The 17,308-nt window shown below is 26.8% G+C and carries 20 protein-coding genes; 14 read left to right on the top strand and 6 right to left on the bottom strand.

The window, feature by feature from the left end; genetic code table 11:
• Nucleotides 1-15: 15 nt before the first annotated feature.
• Nucleotides 16-504: a DUF4234 domain-containing protein gene (locus tag BFL38_RS00815; RefSeq protein ID WP_069725272.1), complete on the bottom strand. Its 489-nt coding sequence runs from the start codon at nt 502-504 to the stop codon at nt 16-18.
• 21 nt (nt 505-525) lie between these two features.
• A complete protein-coding gene (locus BFL38_RS00810; RefSeq protein WP_069725271.1) occupies nt 526-1,266 on the bottom strand; it encodes a PP2C family serine/threonine-protein phosphatase in 741 nt (246 codons plus the stop codon).
• A 1,115-nt stretch (nt 1,267-2,381) separates the two neighbouring features.
• Here BFL38_RS00810 and BFL38_RS00805 point away from each other — a divergent pair.
• The 3 genes from BFL38_RS00805 to BFL38_RS00795 all read left to right on the top strand — a co-directional run bounded on the left by BFL38_RS00805 (nt 2,382) and on the right by BFL38_RS00795 (nt 5,585).
• A complete protein-coding gene (locus tag BFL38_RS00805) occupies nt 2,382-3,743 on the top strand; it encodes an aspartate kinase (protein WP_069725270.1) in 1,362 nt (453 codons plus the stop codon).
• A 144-nt stretch (nt 3,744-3,887) separates the two neighbouring features.
• Nucleotides 3,888-4,286: a DUF4234 domain-containing protein gene (locus BFL38_RS00800; protein ID WP_069725269.1), complete on the top strand. Its 399-nt coding sequence runs from the start codon at nt 3,888-3,890 to the stop codon at nt 4,284-4,286.
• 129 nt (nt 4,287-4,415) lie between these two features.
• Nucleotides 4,416-5,585, top strand: coding sequence for a peptidase M30, hyicolysin (locus BFL38_RS00795; RefSeq protein ID WP_069725268.1), 1,170 nt, complete (start codon nt 4,416-4,418; stop codon nt 5,583-5,585).
• A gap of 73 nt (nt 5,586-5,658) precedes the next feature.
• On the opposite strand, the gene BFL38_RS00790 is transcribed toward BFL38_RS00795, so the two are convergent.
• From BFL38_RS00790 to BFL38_RS00775, 4 genes are read right to left on the bottom strand one after another with little or no spacing between them, the layout of a single operon-like run.
• The gene (locus BFL38_RS00790; RefSeq protein ID WP_069725267.1) at nt 5,659-6,243 is read right to left on the bottom strand and encodes a DNA-binding protein; all 585 of its coding nucleotides are present in this window, start codon (nt 6,241-6,243) and stop codon (nt 5,659-5,661) included.
• Between the two features lie 14 nt (nt 6,244-6,257).
• On the bottom strand, nt 6,258-7,481 hold the full coding sequence (locus tag BFL38_RS00785; protein WP_069725266.1) for an ATP-binding protein: 1,224 nt from the start codon (nt 7,479-7,481) through the stop codon (nt 6,258-6,260).
• A 17-nt stretch (nt 7,482-7,498) separates the two neighbouring features.
• On the bottom strand, nt 7,499-7,960 hold the full coding sequence (locus BFL38_RS00780; protein ID WP_069725265.1) for a YbaK/EbsC family protein: 462 nt from the start codon (nt 7,958-7,960) through the stop codon (nt 7,499-7,501).
• A gap of 12 nt (nt 7,961-7,972) precedes the next feature.
• Nucleotides 7,973-8,215 (bottom strand): (2Fe-2S)-binding protein, encoded by a 243-nt coding sequence (locus BFL38_RS00775; protein ID WP_008721799.1) that lies wholly within the window; start codon nt 8,213-8,215, stop codon nt 7,973-7,975.
• A gap of 253 nt (nt 8,216-8,468) precedes the next feature.
• Between BFL38_RS00775 and BFL38_RS00770 the strand changes: the two genes are divergently transcribed.
• The 11 genes from BFL38_RS00770 to BFL38_RS00720 all read left to right on the top strand — a co-directional run bounded on the left by BFL38_RS00770 (nt 8,469) and on the right by BFL38_RS00720 (nt 17,300).
• Complete coding sequence (locus BFL38_RS00770; RefSeq protein WP_069725264.1) at nt 8,469-9,077, top strand: chromate transporter; 609 nt, start codon at nt 8,469-8,471, stop codon at nt 9,075-9,077.
• A gap of 15 nt (nt 9,078-9,092) precedes the next feature.
• Entirely contained in the window at nt 9,093-9,671 is a 579-nt protein-coding gene (locus BFL38_RS00765) for a chromate transporter (RefSeq protein WP_008731729.1), read from the top strand.
• A gap of 142 nt (nt 9,672-9,813) precedes the next feature.
• Nucleotides 9,814-10,002, top strand: coding sequence for a hypothetical protein (locus BFL38_RS00760; RefSeq protein WP_069725263.1), 189 nt, complete (start codon nt 9,814-9,816; stop codon nt 10,000-10,002).
• A 240-nt stretch (nt 10,003-10,242) separates the two neighbouring features.
• Nucleotides 10,243-11,742 (top strand): DUF2828 family protein, encoded by a 1,500-nt coding sequence (locus BFL38_RS00755; protein ID WP_069725262.1) that lies wholly within the window; start codon nt 10,243-10,245, stop codon nt 11,740-11,742.
• Between the two features lie 141 nt (nt 11,743-11,883).
• On the top strand, nt 11,884-13,125 hold the full coding sequence (locus tag BFL38_RS00750) for a phage capsid protein (protein WP_069725261.1): 1,242 nt from the start codon (nt 11,884-11,886) through the stop codon (nt 13,123-13,125).
• A 54-nt stretch (nt 13,126-13,179) separates the two neighbouring features.
• Nucleotides 13,180-13,587: a hypothetical protein gene (locus BFL38_RS00745; RefSeq protein WP_069725260.1), complete on the top strand. Its 408-nt coding sequence runs from the start codon at nt 13,180-13,182 to the stop codon at nt 13,585-13,587.
• Nucleotides 13,588-13,750: 163 nt separating this feature from the next.
• Nucleotides 13,751-14,737 (top strand): phage capsid protein, encoded by a 987-nt coding sequence (locus BFL38_RS00740; protein WP_069725259.1) that lies wholly within the window; start codon nt 13,751-13,753, stop codon nt 14,735-14,737.
• 88 nt (nt 14,738-14,825) lie between these two features.
• Entirely contained in the window at nt 14,826-15,194 is a 369-nt protein-coding gene (locus tag BFL38_RS00735; protein WP_069725258.1) for a phage capsid protein, read from the top strand.
• A 154-nt stretch (nt 15,195-15,348) separates the two neighbouring features.
• A complete protein-coding gene (locus BFL38_RS00730) occupies nt 15,349-16,392 on the top strand; it encodes a phage capsid protein (RefSeq protein ID WP_069725257.1) in 1,044 nt (347 codons plus the stop codon).
• Nucleotides 16,393-16,556: 164 nt separating this feature from the next.
• Complete coding sequence (locus BFL38_RS00725; protein ID WP_069725256.1) at nt 16,557-16,853, top strand: hypothetical protein; 297 nt, start codon at nt 16,557-16,559, stop codon at nt 16,851-16,853.
• A gap of 63 nt (nt 16,854-16,916) precedes the next feature.
• Complete coding sequence (locus BFL38_RS00720; protein WP_069725255.1) at nt 16,917-17,300, top strand: hypothetical protein; 384 nt, start codon at nt 16,917-16,919, stop codon at nt 17,298-17,300.
• The last annotated feature ends 8 nt before the right edge of the window (nt 17,301-17,308 follow it).

The raw sequence follows: 17,308 nt of genomic DNA, 5'->3' as shown, positions 1-17,308 counted from the left end.
AAATATACATAACAATTACTGAATATGCTTCCAAATATTATTAAGTTTATCCTGCATTATAAGAGAAGAAATATTTACTATAAAAATTAATCCTGTAGGTATAAGGCTAAAGAGATTCATCAAATTCTCTTCTGTTAAGGCATTTTCATATAATACCAATGTTAAAAATAAAATATTAATCATAATATTAAAATAATAAATAACAGCAACTAAAATATCTATTATTACAAGAATAATTGTTTTGTCTTCAGTATTATTCATACCAGCTTTTGAAGGTATTTCTTTATAAACGATTTTTCCGTACTTATAATACCAATACTTAAAATAAAGTCCGCATGTAATTATTCCAAGAATCAGCTCTAATGCCGGATTCAAATCTTCTCTTTCAGTGAAATCTTTTATTTCAGATGAAGTCTTATATATCCAATAAAGATAATACCAACCGCAAGTTATGATATTCAGAAGAAATACTATTGGTATAGGTCTTATAGTGCCTTTTTTCATAAATAATCCTAAATTTTTTTATTATTCAAAAATATTCAATAATGCTAATGCACTTACATTATCAGAGGTGTCTTCAGTAATTTTATTAATTTTATTTAATGCTTCTTCTGTATTTGCAGAACTCATTATATCATTAATAGCTTTTTCAATATTTTCGTACTTATTTAGTAATAATTCAATCATAGAATTAGAAGCTATAAAATAATTATAATTCGGATTTCTTCTTGCCCCTTCTATAGTTATATAATGTCCTCCTCCAGCACAAGCACAATTTTCTAAAGCATTACCGCTGATATGATCTCGGCTTATCTGCGTTACTCTATTTTTTCCAACTGCAAAAACTTTACAGTCTCCTGCATTAAATACAAAAACCCCAGCAAATTTATGATATAAAACCCCAGCAATAGAAGCTCCTGCCATAGCTTTTTCTCTATCATCAGCAGAATCCCTAGCTGCTATAACCTCAAGTTTAATAAAATTATGCATTATCCAATTTGATACTTCCTGCTCTCCAACAAGTTCAAGCAAATCTAAAAAATTTTCATTATAAATGTCGGCAGCCAATTTTGAAGCAAAAGTATCGCCAAGTCCGTCAGCAATAAGAGAAATTGCGGTACCTTCAATATTATTTATATAATGAGAATAGTTATTTTGATTATCTATGATTAATGGGTTTCCTGATATTGATTCATTATTAAAAAGTAATGTATCTGTGTTTATTTTTGTATTAGTACCTTTTTTAGTAAAAGCAAATATATTCATAGTTGTTCCTTATTATCAATAAATATTTATTATTAATAATAAGGTATTATAAAATTTAATCAAGCATTATTTAACTTTCGCATGGTAATCAGATCTTATATAAAATTATAATTATATTTTTTATTGTATATAATTGTGAATATAATTCTGCATGCGGTGAATGCATTTCAAATTTATAAAAAACTAGGGTGGGTACTTTAAATTCTAATTAATCAGTAAAGAAATAAAAAATAAAAATTTCATATTTAAACTATAAAGATAAAGGGTGGGCAAATGTAATTAAATTAAAAAACTATTCTTAGTATGATAAGCAAAACCAAAAATTATGAGTAAATTTAATATAATGCTTGAATGCAAATTTATATTATTGAAAATATATTAACCTTGCTTTACGATATTATTTTATAAAAACTTAATTTACATTCCCCGCCATTTAAAATTTGTAGCTTTATTTTGAATTTCAAATTTGTTTATATTTATAGCTTAATTAGAATTTGCAAGCACCCGCCAAAGTTTTTATTAAATTTGAAATTTTACTTAACGCATGTTTAGTTTAATTTTGTTTATTGTTTTAATTATAATGTTAAATAATAATAGGTTTGAAATTTTTATCTGCATGCGTTTTATGAAAAATAAAAAAGAGTTTAATGATTAATTGTAATTACTAGATATAAATTTGCAAAAAAAATAGCTGATAACTAAAGTTATCAGCTACTTGTTCATTATTAAAAATGATATAATGTAATTTGTATTATTTTATTGTCTAGTTAAATATCATATAAAAAATGTGATTTTTTAAACTTTATTTATATACCCAGCCCTTTAAAATTTATGGAATCATTTTGAATTTTAAATTTTAAATTTGTTTATATTTATAGCCTAATTAGAATTTGCAAGCACCCGCCCAAGCTATTATTAGAATAAAAAATTTTACATGATTATTAGTAGTAAAGAAATAATATTTTACTTAATACATTTAATTATTTATCGAGAATTAATACTCTATTAAAAAAATAAAAAACATATACAAAATAATTGAAATAAAAATCATTTTATGTTATTGTATATAGTAATTTATTCAATAAATTTTACTAAATACGGAGGATTTGAGTAAGATGAAAGTAGCAAAATTCGGAGGCTCTTCGGTAGCAAATGCCAGCCAGATAAAAAAAGTAGTAGATATAGTATTATCAGATAAAGACAGAAGAATAGTAGTAGTATCTGCTCCGGGAAAGAGACTCAAAGAGGATACAAAGGTAACCGATTTGCTTATTACGCTTGCTGAAACTATTATAGCTGGAAAAGATGGAAAATTAGAATTAAAAATTATTATAGAAAGATTTAAAAATATCATAGATGAACTTTCTCTTTCGCATGAACTTTTAGAAGAGATACAAAATGACATATTAAAGAGAATAGCAGAAGATAAATCACTTCCTACTAAGTTTACAGACGGAGTTAAGGCATTAGGCGAGGATTTAAGTGCTAAGGTAATAGCAGCATATATTAATTCTATAGGAGTCAAAGCTAAATATGTTAATCCTAAGGATGCAGGACTTTTACTTTCTGAAGAATTCGGTAATGCTGCGGTACTAGAAAAATCTTATGCTAATTTGGCTAAATTAAAAGATGAATCTGCTTTGGTAATATTTCCTGGATTTTTCGGATATACAGAAAAAGGCGATGTAGTAACTTTCCCTAGAGGAGGAAGCGATATTACAGGGGCTATTTTGGCTAAAGCAGTTGATGCTGAGGTTTATGAAAACTTTACTGATGTAGACGGTGTGTTTGCGGCAGCTCCCAATATAGTAGATAATCCTAAACTTATAGATGAGTTTACATACAGAGAAATGAGAGAATTAAGTTACGGCGGATTTAATGTTCTTCATGCAGAGGCACTTCAGCCGGTTTATGAAGCTAATATACCTGTACATATACTTAATACTAATAATCCTTCTGCTAAAGGTACTAAAATAGTTGCAAGCAGAAATAAAAGTATTAATCCTGTAGTTGGTGTTTCAGGCGAAGATGATTTTTCATGTCTTTATGTGAGTAAATATTTGATGAACAGAGAGGTAGGTTTCGGAAGAAAACTTTTAGAGATAATAGAAGATGAAAATATACCTTATCAGCATGCTCCTTCCGGAATAGATAATATTTCTGTAATAGTTAGAAATTCTGCCATTACTCCAGAAAAAGAAAAGCGTATATATGAAAGGGTAAGAGATGAACTTAATGTTGATAACATATATTTTGAACATGGACTTGCCTTGATAATGCTTGTAGGCGAAGGTATGCAGCAGTGCGTAGGTGTTTCTGCTAGAGCTATGCATTCTATGGAAAAATGCAATATCAACATAGAAATGCTTAACCAAGGTATAAGCGAAGTAAGTATTATGATAGGCGTTAAAGATGATGATTTAAATAAAGCGATAAAGAGTATATATAAAACTTTCTTTGAAGATCAAAATTTATAATTACTGCCATATAACTTTAAGTTTATTTAAAGTAAATTTAAAATTTAACAATATTTTGTAAAATAAATTTTATAAAGTATTGTTTATTTTTAATTAATAATATATAATAGATTCCCTAATTAAAATATATGATGGAGATTAAAAATGAAAAAAGGTACAGTTAGAAGTATTCCTATGCTTGTAATTTTAAGTTTAGTTACATGCGGTATTTATTATCTTTATTGGATTTATAAAACTACCGATGAGATCAAAAATTTTATGGAGAGGGAAGATATAAATCCTGCTTTAGAACTTATACTTGTTTTAGTAACTTGTAACATATATAGTTTATATTGGTACTATAAATATGGTAAAATAGTTTATTTAGAAATGACAGCAAAAGTAGGTATGGATAATAGCGAAGACAGCAGTGTATTATTAGTAATATTAGGGTTATTAGTTTATGTTGTAGCAGGTGCTATACTTCAGGATAAATTGAATGCTATATGGAATAGTATAGATGATACTGAAAACACTGCTACATACAATATAGAAAGTAATTAATTAGAAAATTAATTTTATATATTGTTAAAGGCTTGCTTTTTTAAGCAGGTCTTTATTTTTTTAAATAATTTTTCATTATTTTTTCCGATACTAATTATGAGTATTATAATTTTATAAGGAGCTGTAATAATGAGAAAATATTTTATACTGATTATCTTTGTATTAAATATCTTTATTTTAAATGCCAGAGAATACAGCACTTTAAATGAAGTATTAAAAACTCCTGTAAGTTATAATATATACAAAGGCAATAATACAGAACATACATTCAATGCCGTAAGATACATAAAAAATAACTATTCAAAAGAAACATTCAAAGCAAAAAACATATACTCAACATCGAAAATAGATGTATATTTAGAAAACGGTTTAGAAATTAATGAAAGAGAATTAGAGAGTATTATATTAGAAACATCTAAAATATATGAAATGGAAGAATATCTTTATGGGAAGTTAAAAGGCAAATTAACTCTTTTAATAATGGATATTAATGGAGGACATACAGGAGATAAGCCTTATATGCAAGGTTATTCCATATTAGACGGACTTAATGAGATAAAAAATGATGTTGAGAACATAATATTTTTAGACTATGTAAACGGCTGGGAGAATCCTGAATCAGTTGTAAATACTATAGCTCATGAACTTCATCATGTTATACATTACAGCCAATTAGAAAATAAAAGCAGCAATGCATTTGATGTATGGGTTGATGAAGCATTATCAGAAGCGGCAGTTATCTCATATAGAGGCAAAGTTCCCGCAAACAGACTTAATTACTATAATACAGATTCTATGTATTTAATAACTAAAGGTGATTATTTTATTAATTGGAATCAGGGATATACTGTTCATAAATATGCAACTGTTTCACTTTTTATGTATTGGCTAGGACTTCATTCTAAAAATGGTTTTGAAATTTATAAAGATATAGCAAATGCACCAGAAGAATATAAAGGAACATACAAAGCTATACTTTATGCCGCCAACAAAAATATTAGAGAGTTTCAGGATTGGAGTGAGCTTTATGCTACTTGGCTTGAAGCTAATTATAAAAATGATAAAAGCGGACTTTACGGTTATAAAGGTTATATAGAAACAAAACCTAAAATCATTACTACTCAATATAATTGTCCTATGGCGCCTGGTTCTGCTATTTATGTTAAGGGCGATTTTATGTCTGATGATACTCTTTTAAGATATGTAGAGCTTGGCGATGATATTTATATTGTTTATAATCCTGATGTGAATACTAATGGAAAAGACAGGTATTTAATAGTTAATTCTTCATTTTATTAATAAAGCATTTTTCAGCACTTTAGCTATTCTATAACTCCTAAAAATGAGTATATTGGAAAAAGCTAATGCATATCTATGGCTTAGGTATGCATTGGCTTTTGCTTATTGGTTCAAATATTATTTTTTCTGCATTTATGTTTTTAGATATTTCTTTCCATTCATCTATTGTTATAAACAAGATGCTTTTTATAAATGATTTTTTATATATAGAGTCTGTTTTTATTATTGGTAAATTTGTTTTCAAGCACTTATTTATATTTGATTTGAACCGCATATTTCTTATTTTAAATGGAAAATGAAATATTATAAAATAATAAACATCTATATCATTATTAATATATCCTGAACTATATTCTTTAAGAAATGAGCCTCTTCCTTTTTGTATTAATTCATAAATAATAGAATCTTTATTTAAAGGCTCTTCTATTTTTAATGCTTTTATTTCATTTTCTAATCCATTTTCATCTTCTATTTGGAAATTTTTTAATTCTATAAATATTATTTTATCATTAGCTTTTATCATTAAATCAACATTACTCATACAGTGCGAATATTGATTTCTTTTTTCTTTATCGTTAATATCTCTTTCTTCAATATCTATAATTTCAAAATCATCACTATAATGTATTTTAAAATTATCTTTTTCAATAATACTCATATATATGTATCCGATTATTTAATCATATCTTCAATATATTCATTATGCTGTTTTATTATTTTTTCATTTATGGGATTATTTTCCAAATCTAGCAAAATCTCTTTACTCTCTATTTTTACTCCGCTATTAAAATCATTTTCATCAAAATAAAAAGAATGATACATAACAGAATCTTTATCAGTTTTTTGCAATTCTATATCATCAAGTATAAAACTATTATGTGTAGCTATAAATATTTGAAGTCCCAATTTTGATAAACTCAAAAGTATATTAACGAGCAAATCTGTAAGACTTGGATTTAAATTTGATTCAGGCTCATCTAAAAGAAGTATGGTATTTTTATCAATTTCACCATTCATTATTAGTATATATATAAGAGCTAATTTTTTATGCCCCTCAGCTGCCATATCAAAAGATACTTCACCTATATTTTTATAGTCTATAAAGAAATTATTATTTTTATGAATAGTTTTTCCGCCTATAGCATTTTCTATCTTTTTAGCTATTTCAAATAAATCATCATCTAATTCTCTTAATTTTGGAAGTTCTGTTTTTTTAATAATATTATAGTATACTGCTTCAAAATTGATATCTCTTTTATCATAAAGTGCGGCAAATCCATTTGAAGAAGTGAGTATATCTTTACAAGGAATAAAAGTAAATTTATTATTTTGAAAATGATATAATTCATCATCATTTATTAGAAATTCAAATTGAGGTATTAAATTTGAAATTTCTTTTTCTTTTACAAGATATTTAATTCCTAAAACAGATAATACTAAGTTAATTTTTTTATTAAAAATAATATTGCATTCATTTATATCTCTATCAATAGTTTCAAATATTGTTTCTATTTTAGATTCAGAACCTGATTTCTTTTTTTTATATTCCAAATATTTTTGTATAAAGTTAGATATTTTATTTTCAATATTTTTAGAATTAGAATATTTACTGAATATTTTATCTATATTCATATCAAAAGGGTATAAATGTCTTTTTATGCGTGCATTTCTCACAATATTTTCTATTTTATTTTCTATATTATAAAAATTAATATCCAAACAATTTATAAGTTTTAATAAATGTGTTTTTCCTGTTCCGTTTTTGCCTATAAAAACATTTAATCCTTTTGAAAAATTTATTTCAGCATTTTTAAAAACGGTAAAATTAGATATTTGAATATTTTCTATATTATTTTTTGATGATGATTTTTTATTCGATGTTTTTGTTTTATTCATTAATTCATATCCAAAAATTAGTCTTCTGTGAGATCTACTTCTACATTAGATATTTTTTCTAGTATTTCTTTATATGTCATTTTTGCTAAAGAGCTGTCGCTTCCGCAGGCTATATAAAGAGCATCAAATCTCTTCATGCTTTTATCAACTAAAACATCAATATTTTTGTCTATACCGAATGGACATACTCCTCCGAATGTGAATCCCGTCAATTTAAAAGTATCTTCTGCATTTGCAAAGCTGGTTTTACAATCGAAATATGCACGCATTTTCTTTGAGGATATTTTTTTATCTCCTGAAGCTATAATCATAGCGAAATTTTTTTTTGAGGGTTTTACTAATATTGATTTAGCTACCTGACCTTTCTCTATATTAAGTGTTTTAGCGGCATCATCAACTGTTTTTGTAAGTCCTGCCTCTTCAAATTCTTTATATTCTATATTAAGCTCTTTTAAAGCATTAAGCACTTTTTCATTCATAATAGATCCGAATCAAACATTAAGAGGTTCGTAGTTATTATTTTTTGCATATTCTATTAAGCTAGTTATTCTATCCTTACATCCGCCGCAGCCTGTAGATGCCTGAGTCTTTTCAACAACTTCTTCCAATTTTGTTAGTCTATTATCAGCTATAACCTTATATGCATCTCTATATGAAACATTCTTACAATAGCATAGAGTTTTATCATAATTAATTGAAGTTTGATTTTTTAAATACTCTACATCATATCCCATCTGTATGCCTCCGATTTCATTTATATATAATATATAAAATAAATAAAATAAAAATATGTAAAAATAAAATGATGCTAATAATAATAGTTTTTTAATACAGCGAAATTATATATAATTTTTAATACTTTTTCAATATTATTTATTTTTAAATTTCATTAGTTTTTATATAAAAATCATATAAGAAGACATTTTTCTGTTGACAATAACAAAATATAATATAACTTATTATATAAAAAATATTGGACTATTATATATGGACAGCGATTCTAAAAAAAATGTAAATACTGATAATTCTTCAAGTTCTATCAAGCCGGCTTGGTATACGATGTTTTTTTCTTTTTTTTATATAGGGCTTGTTACTATAGGCGGAGGGCTTGCTATGCTTCCTATAATGGAAGATGAATTCGTTAATAAAAGAAAATTCATAACTAAAGATGAGATTATAGATATATTTGCCCTTGCTCAAAGTATACCTGGCGTTATAGCTGTAAACTCTTCTCTTCTTACAGGATTCAAAGTAGCTGGAATATTCGGAGGTATTATGGCAGGAATCGGAGTTATGGCTCCTTCTTTTATTATAATACTTATGATAGCACCTATATTTGAGAGATTTCAAAATACTGAGTATGTACATAAAGCCTTTTTAGGCATAAGAGGGGCTATTGCAGGACTTATACTTTTATCAGCTTTTGGTATGGGTAAACAGGTTATAAAGGATAAATTTACTGCTTTTCTTTTTATATTAAGTTTTGTATTAGTTGTATTTTTTAATTTCAATATTATATATACTTTGCTTCTTTCAGCACTTATTGGCTGGATTTATTATATTATTAATAAATACATTATAAAAAAACAATCTTGATTTGGACTTTATATTATGATATATGCTAGACTTTTTTATGTATTTGCAAAATTAGGTTTTTTTACTTATGGCGGAGGATATGCTATAATAGCATTACTCCTTGGTATATTAAAAGAATATCATTGGATTACATCTTCTGAATTTTCTAATCTTGTTGCAATATCCCAAATAACACCCGGACCTATAGCCATTAATGCAGCAACATTTGTAGGGTATAAAGTAGCTGGAGTTTTGGGTTCTGCGGTTGCGACTTTCGGTATATTTATACCTGCTTTTATTATCACTATGATAGTGTCAAAATTTTTCTATGCTGTTAAAGATAATGAGCAGTTTAATAATATAATGAATGCTTTGAGAGTATGTGCTGTTGCTTTGATAGCTTCTGCTGTTATAACTTTTAGTAAAGATGCTTTTTTTGTAAAACTTACAGAAACTTCTATTTTAAGAAATATAGATTTTATTCAGAATATTTTTAAATATATAAGTCCTATAGGGATATTTATATTTGCATTATCAATATTTCTAAAGATAAAAAAAGTTCCGATTCTTGCTATAATATTGATATCTGCGGTTTTGGGTATAATTTTGTATTGATAATATTAGACTTATTTTAAAACTATTTGATGAGATTAACTATAAAATTATTAAATATAATTTTTATATGTTGTATAAGTTATTATTTTAATATACAAAGATGCAGTCCTTCGCTGCTTTGGTCTGTGCAGTCGTACTTTGTATGGGAGCATACAGAGTAAATGATGATGTATTATTTGTTTCTGTAAGAAGTCAGAATGCTATAAAGAATATAATCAATATAGATAAATACGATTTGACAAATCAAGATGAACTGTCAATTCTTTTAATACTTGATACTTTAAAAGATTATAGTATTGAGATAAAAATTGACAAAATTAATAATCAGTAATATAATGAAAAATAGATTCCAACAGCAATATATTTAAGCCACAATTTGGATTAAATGGAATCTAGTTTTTTATTTTTTAGACACGAACAGCAATTTTATTTTCTGGTAGTAAGAAGGTTCAAATCCTTTAGCCATTTTTAATGGTGTATATCGTGTCTAGTTTTTTAATTCTATGCTTATTTTATTATAGGCATAGAATATTTTTTATTATAGAACCTTTATTATAGGAGAATTAATTTTATGCCTTTTTTAGATTCGCTTAAAAATTCTTTTAATAAAACTTATACGCAAAATTTTGCGGATACTAATATTTCATCATTAAGCGGTGTAATAGATTTATTTGCTGCTATGGGAGCAAGCAGACTAAAAACAGGCGATGAATTATTAAAATATTTTATAGATGCTTGGAGAGAAAGTCCTGAACTTACAGCTAAATGTATAATGTATTTGAGAGATATAAGAAGAGGCATTGGGGAGAGAGAAGTTTTTAGAAAATATATAAATATTATGATTAAGCAAAATCATACTCTAACAGCAATAGAAATCTTAAAAACTATACCTGAGCTTGGAAGATGGGACGATATTATTTATATATGGTATAAAAACAGACAAAACAAAAAAATTTCTGATTTTACAAAAAATATAATATTAGAGCAATTAGAAAAAGATAAAACAGCTGATAATGTTTCACTTCTTGCTAAATGGCTTCCTAGTGAAAACACATCATCACAAAATACAAGAAACATTGCAAAAGAATTAATAAAACTTTTAAATATAAACACTAAAGAATATAGAAAAACTTTATCTTCTTTAAGAAAGAAGATAAAAATAATAGAAAATAATTTGAGAGAAAAAGATTATACATTTAATTATTCTTCAGTTCCTGCACTTGCCATGAGAAAATACTCTAAAGCATTTATTAGAAATGATGAAAAAAGATATAATAATTTTTTTGAAGATGTAAAGTTAGGAAAAGTAAAATTAAATACTAGCGTCTTAACTCCATTTGATGTTATAAGAGAGATTTTAGACTGTGATGAAGAAGATAAAAAATCGAGAAGAGAAGAATTTGATTTAACTTGGAAAAATCTTCCAAATATTTTTGGAGATAATAATTTAAATACAATAGTGGCATGTGATGTATCTGGAAGTATGGGAATGGCTTTGAATGGGGAACCATTAATATGCTCTGTGGCTTTTGCAATATATATAGCACAGTTAAATAAGTCTGCATTTCATAATCATTTTATAGATTTCTGCGGCAATTCTAAGATGCATGACATATCAAATATAAATAATATTGTTGATGTAGTTGATTATGTTTTAAGGTCATCTGTTAATATGAGTACAAATATTGATTCTGTATTTAAAGCACTACTTGACACTGCTGTAAACAATCATGTATCACAGGAAGAGCTTCCTAAATATATAATAATAATTTCTGATATGGAGTTTAATCAATGTGAACTTACAAATAAAACTAATTTTGAATATTGGAAAGAAATATTTAATAAAAATAATTACAAACTTCCTAGAATAATTTTTTGGAATGTAAACTCATTAAGCAGAATAATGCCTGCTTTAAAAAATGATGATGTATTATTTGTTTCTGGAAGAAGCCAGAATGCTATAAAAAATATAATCAATATAGATAAATACGATTTAACAAATCAAGATGAACTGTCAATGCTTTTAATACTTAATACTTTAAAAGATTATAGTATTGATATAAAGGATTGATATTATTTAAAACCAAATTTATTTTCTTATTTTTTACCGTGCATATTTTTAATTAAGTTTATAACTATTCAAATAAAAACTTATAATCACTTATATTTTTTGTTATTAGTATAAAGATTAATTTTTAATAGGTTTTTATTTATGCAAAATATAGAAAATAAACAATCACAAATAGAAAAAATTATTGAAGAATATGATAATAAATTAAAAGATAAAAACAGAGAAATAGAAAAGTTAAATGATGAATTAAACAGAATATCCACAAGCAGTTATAGTTCAGGTATTCCAAATGTAATATCAAATAGGGGAGATGAGAGCGATGATTTTTCATTTCCACATAAATGGGCATTAACTTGCAAGAGAATGGAGAGTTCTATTTATCTTGAGCCTATACTTCAATTTTACAGAGGAGTTATTAATTCTTTTGATTATTTTGTAGAAAAGCCAAAAGAATGCGAGGATAATGAAAGAGTAAATAACGCTTATAACTTTTTTGTAAATCAGTTTGAAAGGTCTGGAGGACTTAAAAACTTAATAGTTAATGTTACTTACAATGCTTTGGTTTATGGATTTTGTTTTTTTACTCCTAAACTTGAAGTAGTATATGCAAAGGCTTACGGATTTAAGGGAAGGCTTGACGGACTTAGAGGATTTAAGTATTATGACCCTTCTTCAATATACAGATTCAATTTTGATGAAAATGACAGTGATGAAATTAAAAGCATAAGTATTATAAAGAGCCGTAAAGAAATTTTTAATAGTTTATACAACGATAATGAAGCAAGCATTATAAATATAGATTTTGATTTAGCTTTAGCAGGTTATGCAAGTTACGGAAGCATTGAAGGTGATATTATAGGAAAGCCTTTTTTGTACAGTGCATATTCGCTTTGGCAGATTTTAGAATCTATGGATAATAGTTTTAACCGCAATTTAAAAAATATAGGTGAGCATAGTTTTAATTTTATAGCAAATACTGAGCTTAATGATTCAAAGCGTAAGGAGGCAGAGCGAGAGATAAGAAATTTCGTAAATAATGGAGGCGGAATTTTTATATCAAAATATGGTAAGATAGAAAAGATAGAAAGTATTGATGCTAATGAATGGTATAATTTTAGAGACAGCATGCTTTCAGCTTTATTTAAAAATAAGGGCGTAGATATTAAAGCACTTGGTCTAAACAAAGGAGCTACTAAATCATTGGCAGAACTTACTCAGGACAATGCTATTCTTATGGCAAGCGATATTGTTTCTGGTGTAATCAATTATATTAATAACAGTTTTATGAAAAGATATTTTGATTTGAATTTTAAAAGTTTAAGACTGTCTGGAGAATGTGATTATTTTAGAGTTTCTCATTCTGCAATTAGCAAATCAGAGTAAAAATCATCAATAAAAAATTTTGACAATTTGATTGAATATAAGTATAATAAAATTATGATGAGAGAAGATATAATTGAAAATATAAAAAATAAAATTATTACCATAGATAATATTAATAGAATTAATGACTGTTATATTTGTTATTTATTTTCAGATATTGGAAATGAAAAAAAAGGAGAGGATATGGCTGTATTATTAAAAGAAAATACTATATTTGATGAAGTAAAAGCAAAATCTGAATCATTCATACATAATGAACCGTTGATAGATACTTACAGAAAAAAAGAAATAGATGAATATTTTCAAAAAGAAATGATGAATATAGAATTGATTAAAGCAGAAGAAAAAGGCGGCAAAAATAAAGCAATTTTTATAGCTAAAAATTTAAAAAGAGCAGGGCTTGACAATAAATTTATAAGCGAGGCTACAGGTTTGAGTTTAGATGAAATAGAGTATTTATAATTATCTATATTTTTTAATATTGATAAATAAAAGGCTTGGTATTAATTTACTAAGCCTTTTTTATTTTGATGAACTTATAATCACTAATATTTTTTGATATAGATATATAAATAATAAAAAATCATTTCAACATAGATTAATATTTATAATTTAAGGAGATAAAATGATTAAAAAGAAATACAAAATTTTAGGAGATAGTTTCAAACAGTATATACCGCTTTCAAAAAATACTTTTGCTGAAACTAAAACTAATAAAATCACAGAAAAAAATATTGATGAGCTTATAAACTCATTTATAAAAAGCACTATAGAAATATTTGTTTATAAGGGACATAAAGAAGATGATGAAAGAGAGGCTATTGGAAAAGTTGTAAGTTTAGAAAAAGATAATGAATCTGTAGGACTTTATGCTGTTATAGAATGGTTTGATGATAGTGTAACAGAGAAAAAATCTTTTTATCCTTCTATTGAGATGGTAGGTAAAAAATCTTATGAAGATGAAGATTTTATTTATTGGGAGAATTGCGAGATAAAAGCAGTTGCTGCAGTAGAATATCCTGCAAGCCGTAATGTAGATTTGCTTTGTGCTAGTGCCATTATAAACAGTGAAGATAATATTAACGGAGGCTACATGCAAAAATTAAAAACTGTATTAGAAAAATTATTAAGCGAAGAGAAAGAAACAGAAAAGCAAGCTAGAGAAGAGTTTGTTTATTTGTTTAAAAATGATGAAGAGATTCAGAATATTATTATTGATATTGTGGCAGAAAAATTAAGAGAAGATAATTTAAAAGACAATAAAGAAAGTAGAGAAAATAATAAAACATACAATAAAGATTTGAATAATTTATCTAACTCATCTAATAATACTGCCAATGATAAAGAATTAAATCTTTCGGCTATAACTTACGGTGATTGGTGTAATGAATATGCAGAGAGTCAGAATGCTGTAAGATGTTCTTCAAAATCAGAAAGCTCTACATACACAAAGGCAAGAAAACTTTTTAAGGCTGGACTTAGCAAAGAAGAGATAATGTCAATAGTGAGAAATGATTTAGTACCTATTGGAGTAGGCTGCACAGAGAAGATTAACCTATCAGCATTAAGCGAAGAAAATAAGTATAGTGAAATAGCAAAACTTTTTAAATAAAAACTATTAGATAGTTAAATAAAATCAAAAAGTGAGCATTAATTTGGGCTTATATCAGAGTAGGCGGCATAAAACAATAGGAGTTATAATGGCACAAGGATCTATAATAAAATCAGGTATTCATAGTGATGAAGCTAATTTACCGAAAAAAGGTTTTCCTGTAACAATAAAAAATGATAATGGAAAAGGCGTTTTCTCACTCTACAGTGATGGAAGTGTATTTGTAGGAGTTGCTTTGGAAGACGCTTTTTCCTATCAGGAGTTTGGATTAAAGGCAAATACAATATCAGTTTGCTATGACGGAATAGTAAATGCAGTTGTAGCTGAAAGTGTTGTAGCAGGAGATATTGTAACAGCTAGTGATAGCGGATTCAAAAAATCATTAGATGGTCATGGAGTAGGAATAGTTATAAGAGGCGGCATCAATTATGCAGAGATACTTTTGAAATCTGTATGATATTAATTTCTTATTCACATTGTATACAATTCAAGAAATACTGCATTTTAAGACTATCATAGTAATAAATAGTGAGCCGAAGCCCTTGACTTAATTCATTTAAGTCAAGCCTCAAGGTGTAGGCGAACATAACAATAGTAGGAGTTAATTTAAAATGAGCATACCTAATTTACAAAATATACAAAATAAACTTTTTCCAATTATCAATAAAGAAATGCCTAGATATATGGGGCAGACTAACTTTGTGAGTAAATATATACCAGAGATTTTTGTCGGTGTTTCTCAGGGAGCTATAGGAGGCGATTTAGACAATACAGCATTTAATCTCAAAAACATGTATGGCGGTACTTCTTTGGGAGATTTAAATATTTTTAATGAGTATCCTAAACATGAATCTAGGGTTTTCAAAATGGAGCCTGAAGAATATTATATTGGAATAGATATTAACAGAATAGAAGAGATTAATGAACTTTATTCAAGAGATGAGAAAAAAGCAGGCGAAGAGATTTTAAATTATATAGCTCAGAAACTTGTATCAAGACTAGGGCTTTTAAGAGAAAGAAATTTAGCTGCAAAAGTTACAGATGCAAGTCTTTACGGAAGTACAAACACTGTTGATTTAACAGCAAAACCTATAAGCACTTGGACAGAGGCTGATATTGATAATTTCTTCTCTTCATTTATAGATTTGGCTAAATATTTAAATTATGCTGTGGGAGGAAATCTCTTTAATGACAGAATGGAGCTTCAAAATAATGGACAGAAACTTTATATAGTTATTCCAATAGATGTATATATTAAACTTCAAGGTTTGTTTAGATTATTTTCTAATTATATATCAATGATTGGAAATGACGCTAACGGAAAATATAAAGCATTCAGACCAGATATTTTTAATGCGGTAACAAGCGGAATAACTGTTGTAGGCACAGCATTCAGAGTGGCAGATGATCATGAAGTGGATCAAATATATCAGCTAGAAAATCTTACAGATATATGGACAGGCTCATCAATTTATATGTTTACAACTTCATCTAATATACTTGATATGGCTTCAATAAAAGAGGTAGTATATTTAAATCATGATATAAGAGAAGTTGATATATTGGGCAATAATTTGTGGAGAACAAGAACAAAGAGATGCACAGTAGCTTCCAACCCTTACGGCTTCTGTAAAATAGACTTGAGCTTGTCTTAATATAATTAAATAATATTTATTTTAGGTATTTATATTGCAGGGCTTTGCCCCGCACCCCACTTCTTTTGTTGGCACAAAGAAGCAAAAAGACTGCATTTAATAGTCCATTGATTCTGCTAATAAATTGATATTTTGGGAAAATACTTAATATCAAAAGAGGAATTATGTCAAAGAAATCTTTATTATTTTTTTTAGAAAATAGTATTACTAATAAAGAAATAAAAGCTAATGATTATGTGGTATCAAGAGTGGGATATTTCTTTAGAGATGTACATGAGAGAAGATGCAAGGTAATAGTTGAAAGCGATTTAAATATATCTTTAAGCGATTCATTTTTGATTATAAGCAAAGAGGAAGCTGAGGAGCTTATAAGAGAGAAGATGAAGCCTGATGATGTTATCAATTATCTTAAAGAAGAAAACAGAAAGTTAAAAGAAAAGATAAAAGAGCTTGAGGCTTAATTTATTTTTATGTGCTGTATTATATTTTGAGGCAGTACATTAAAACTAAAAAAGGAAATTAATATGCAGGAATATATTTACGAGCCTGATATAAATTATTTTAAAAGCATATTTAAAATGTTTAACTATGATGATATTGATACAGACTTTTTAGAAGAACAGCTTAAAAGTTATACTATTCAGTTTAGAAGAATGATTTTGAATATGAATTATACAGAGCCTACAGAAGAAAACGGTCTTCCATATATATCTATAAAAAATTATATATGCTATGAGGCAGCAAGGCTTTTAACTGTTAATTTTGTTTCAAACAGCGACTTGATAAATTTTATTCGCACAGAGAGTCTGCGTTTAAAAGAGCTTGCTATAAAAGATTTATCAAGCATTGTAGTTGGAGAAAATAGCTATGAGAGTGTGCGTTTAGAAGGCAGTATAAAAAAGCCCTAAATCGTACT

Source organism: Brachyspira hampsonii, from assembly GCF_001746205.1.
GTDB lineage: Bacteria > Spirochaetota > Brachyspiria > Brachyspirales > Brachyspiraceae > Brachyspira > Brachyspira hampsonii_B.
This window is presented reverse-complemented; position numbering and strand designations above follow the sequence as displayed.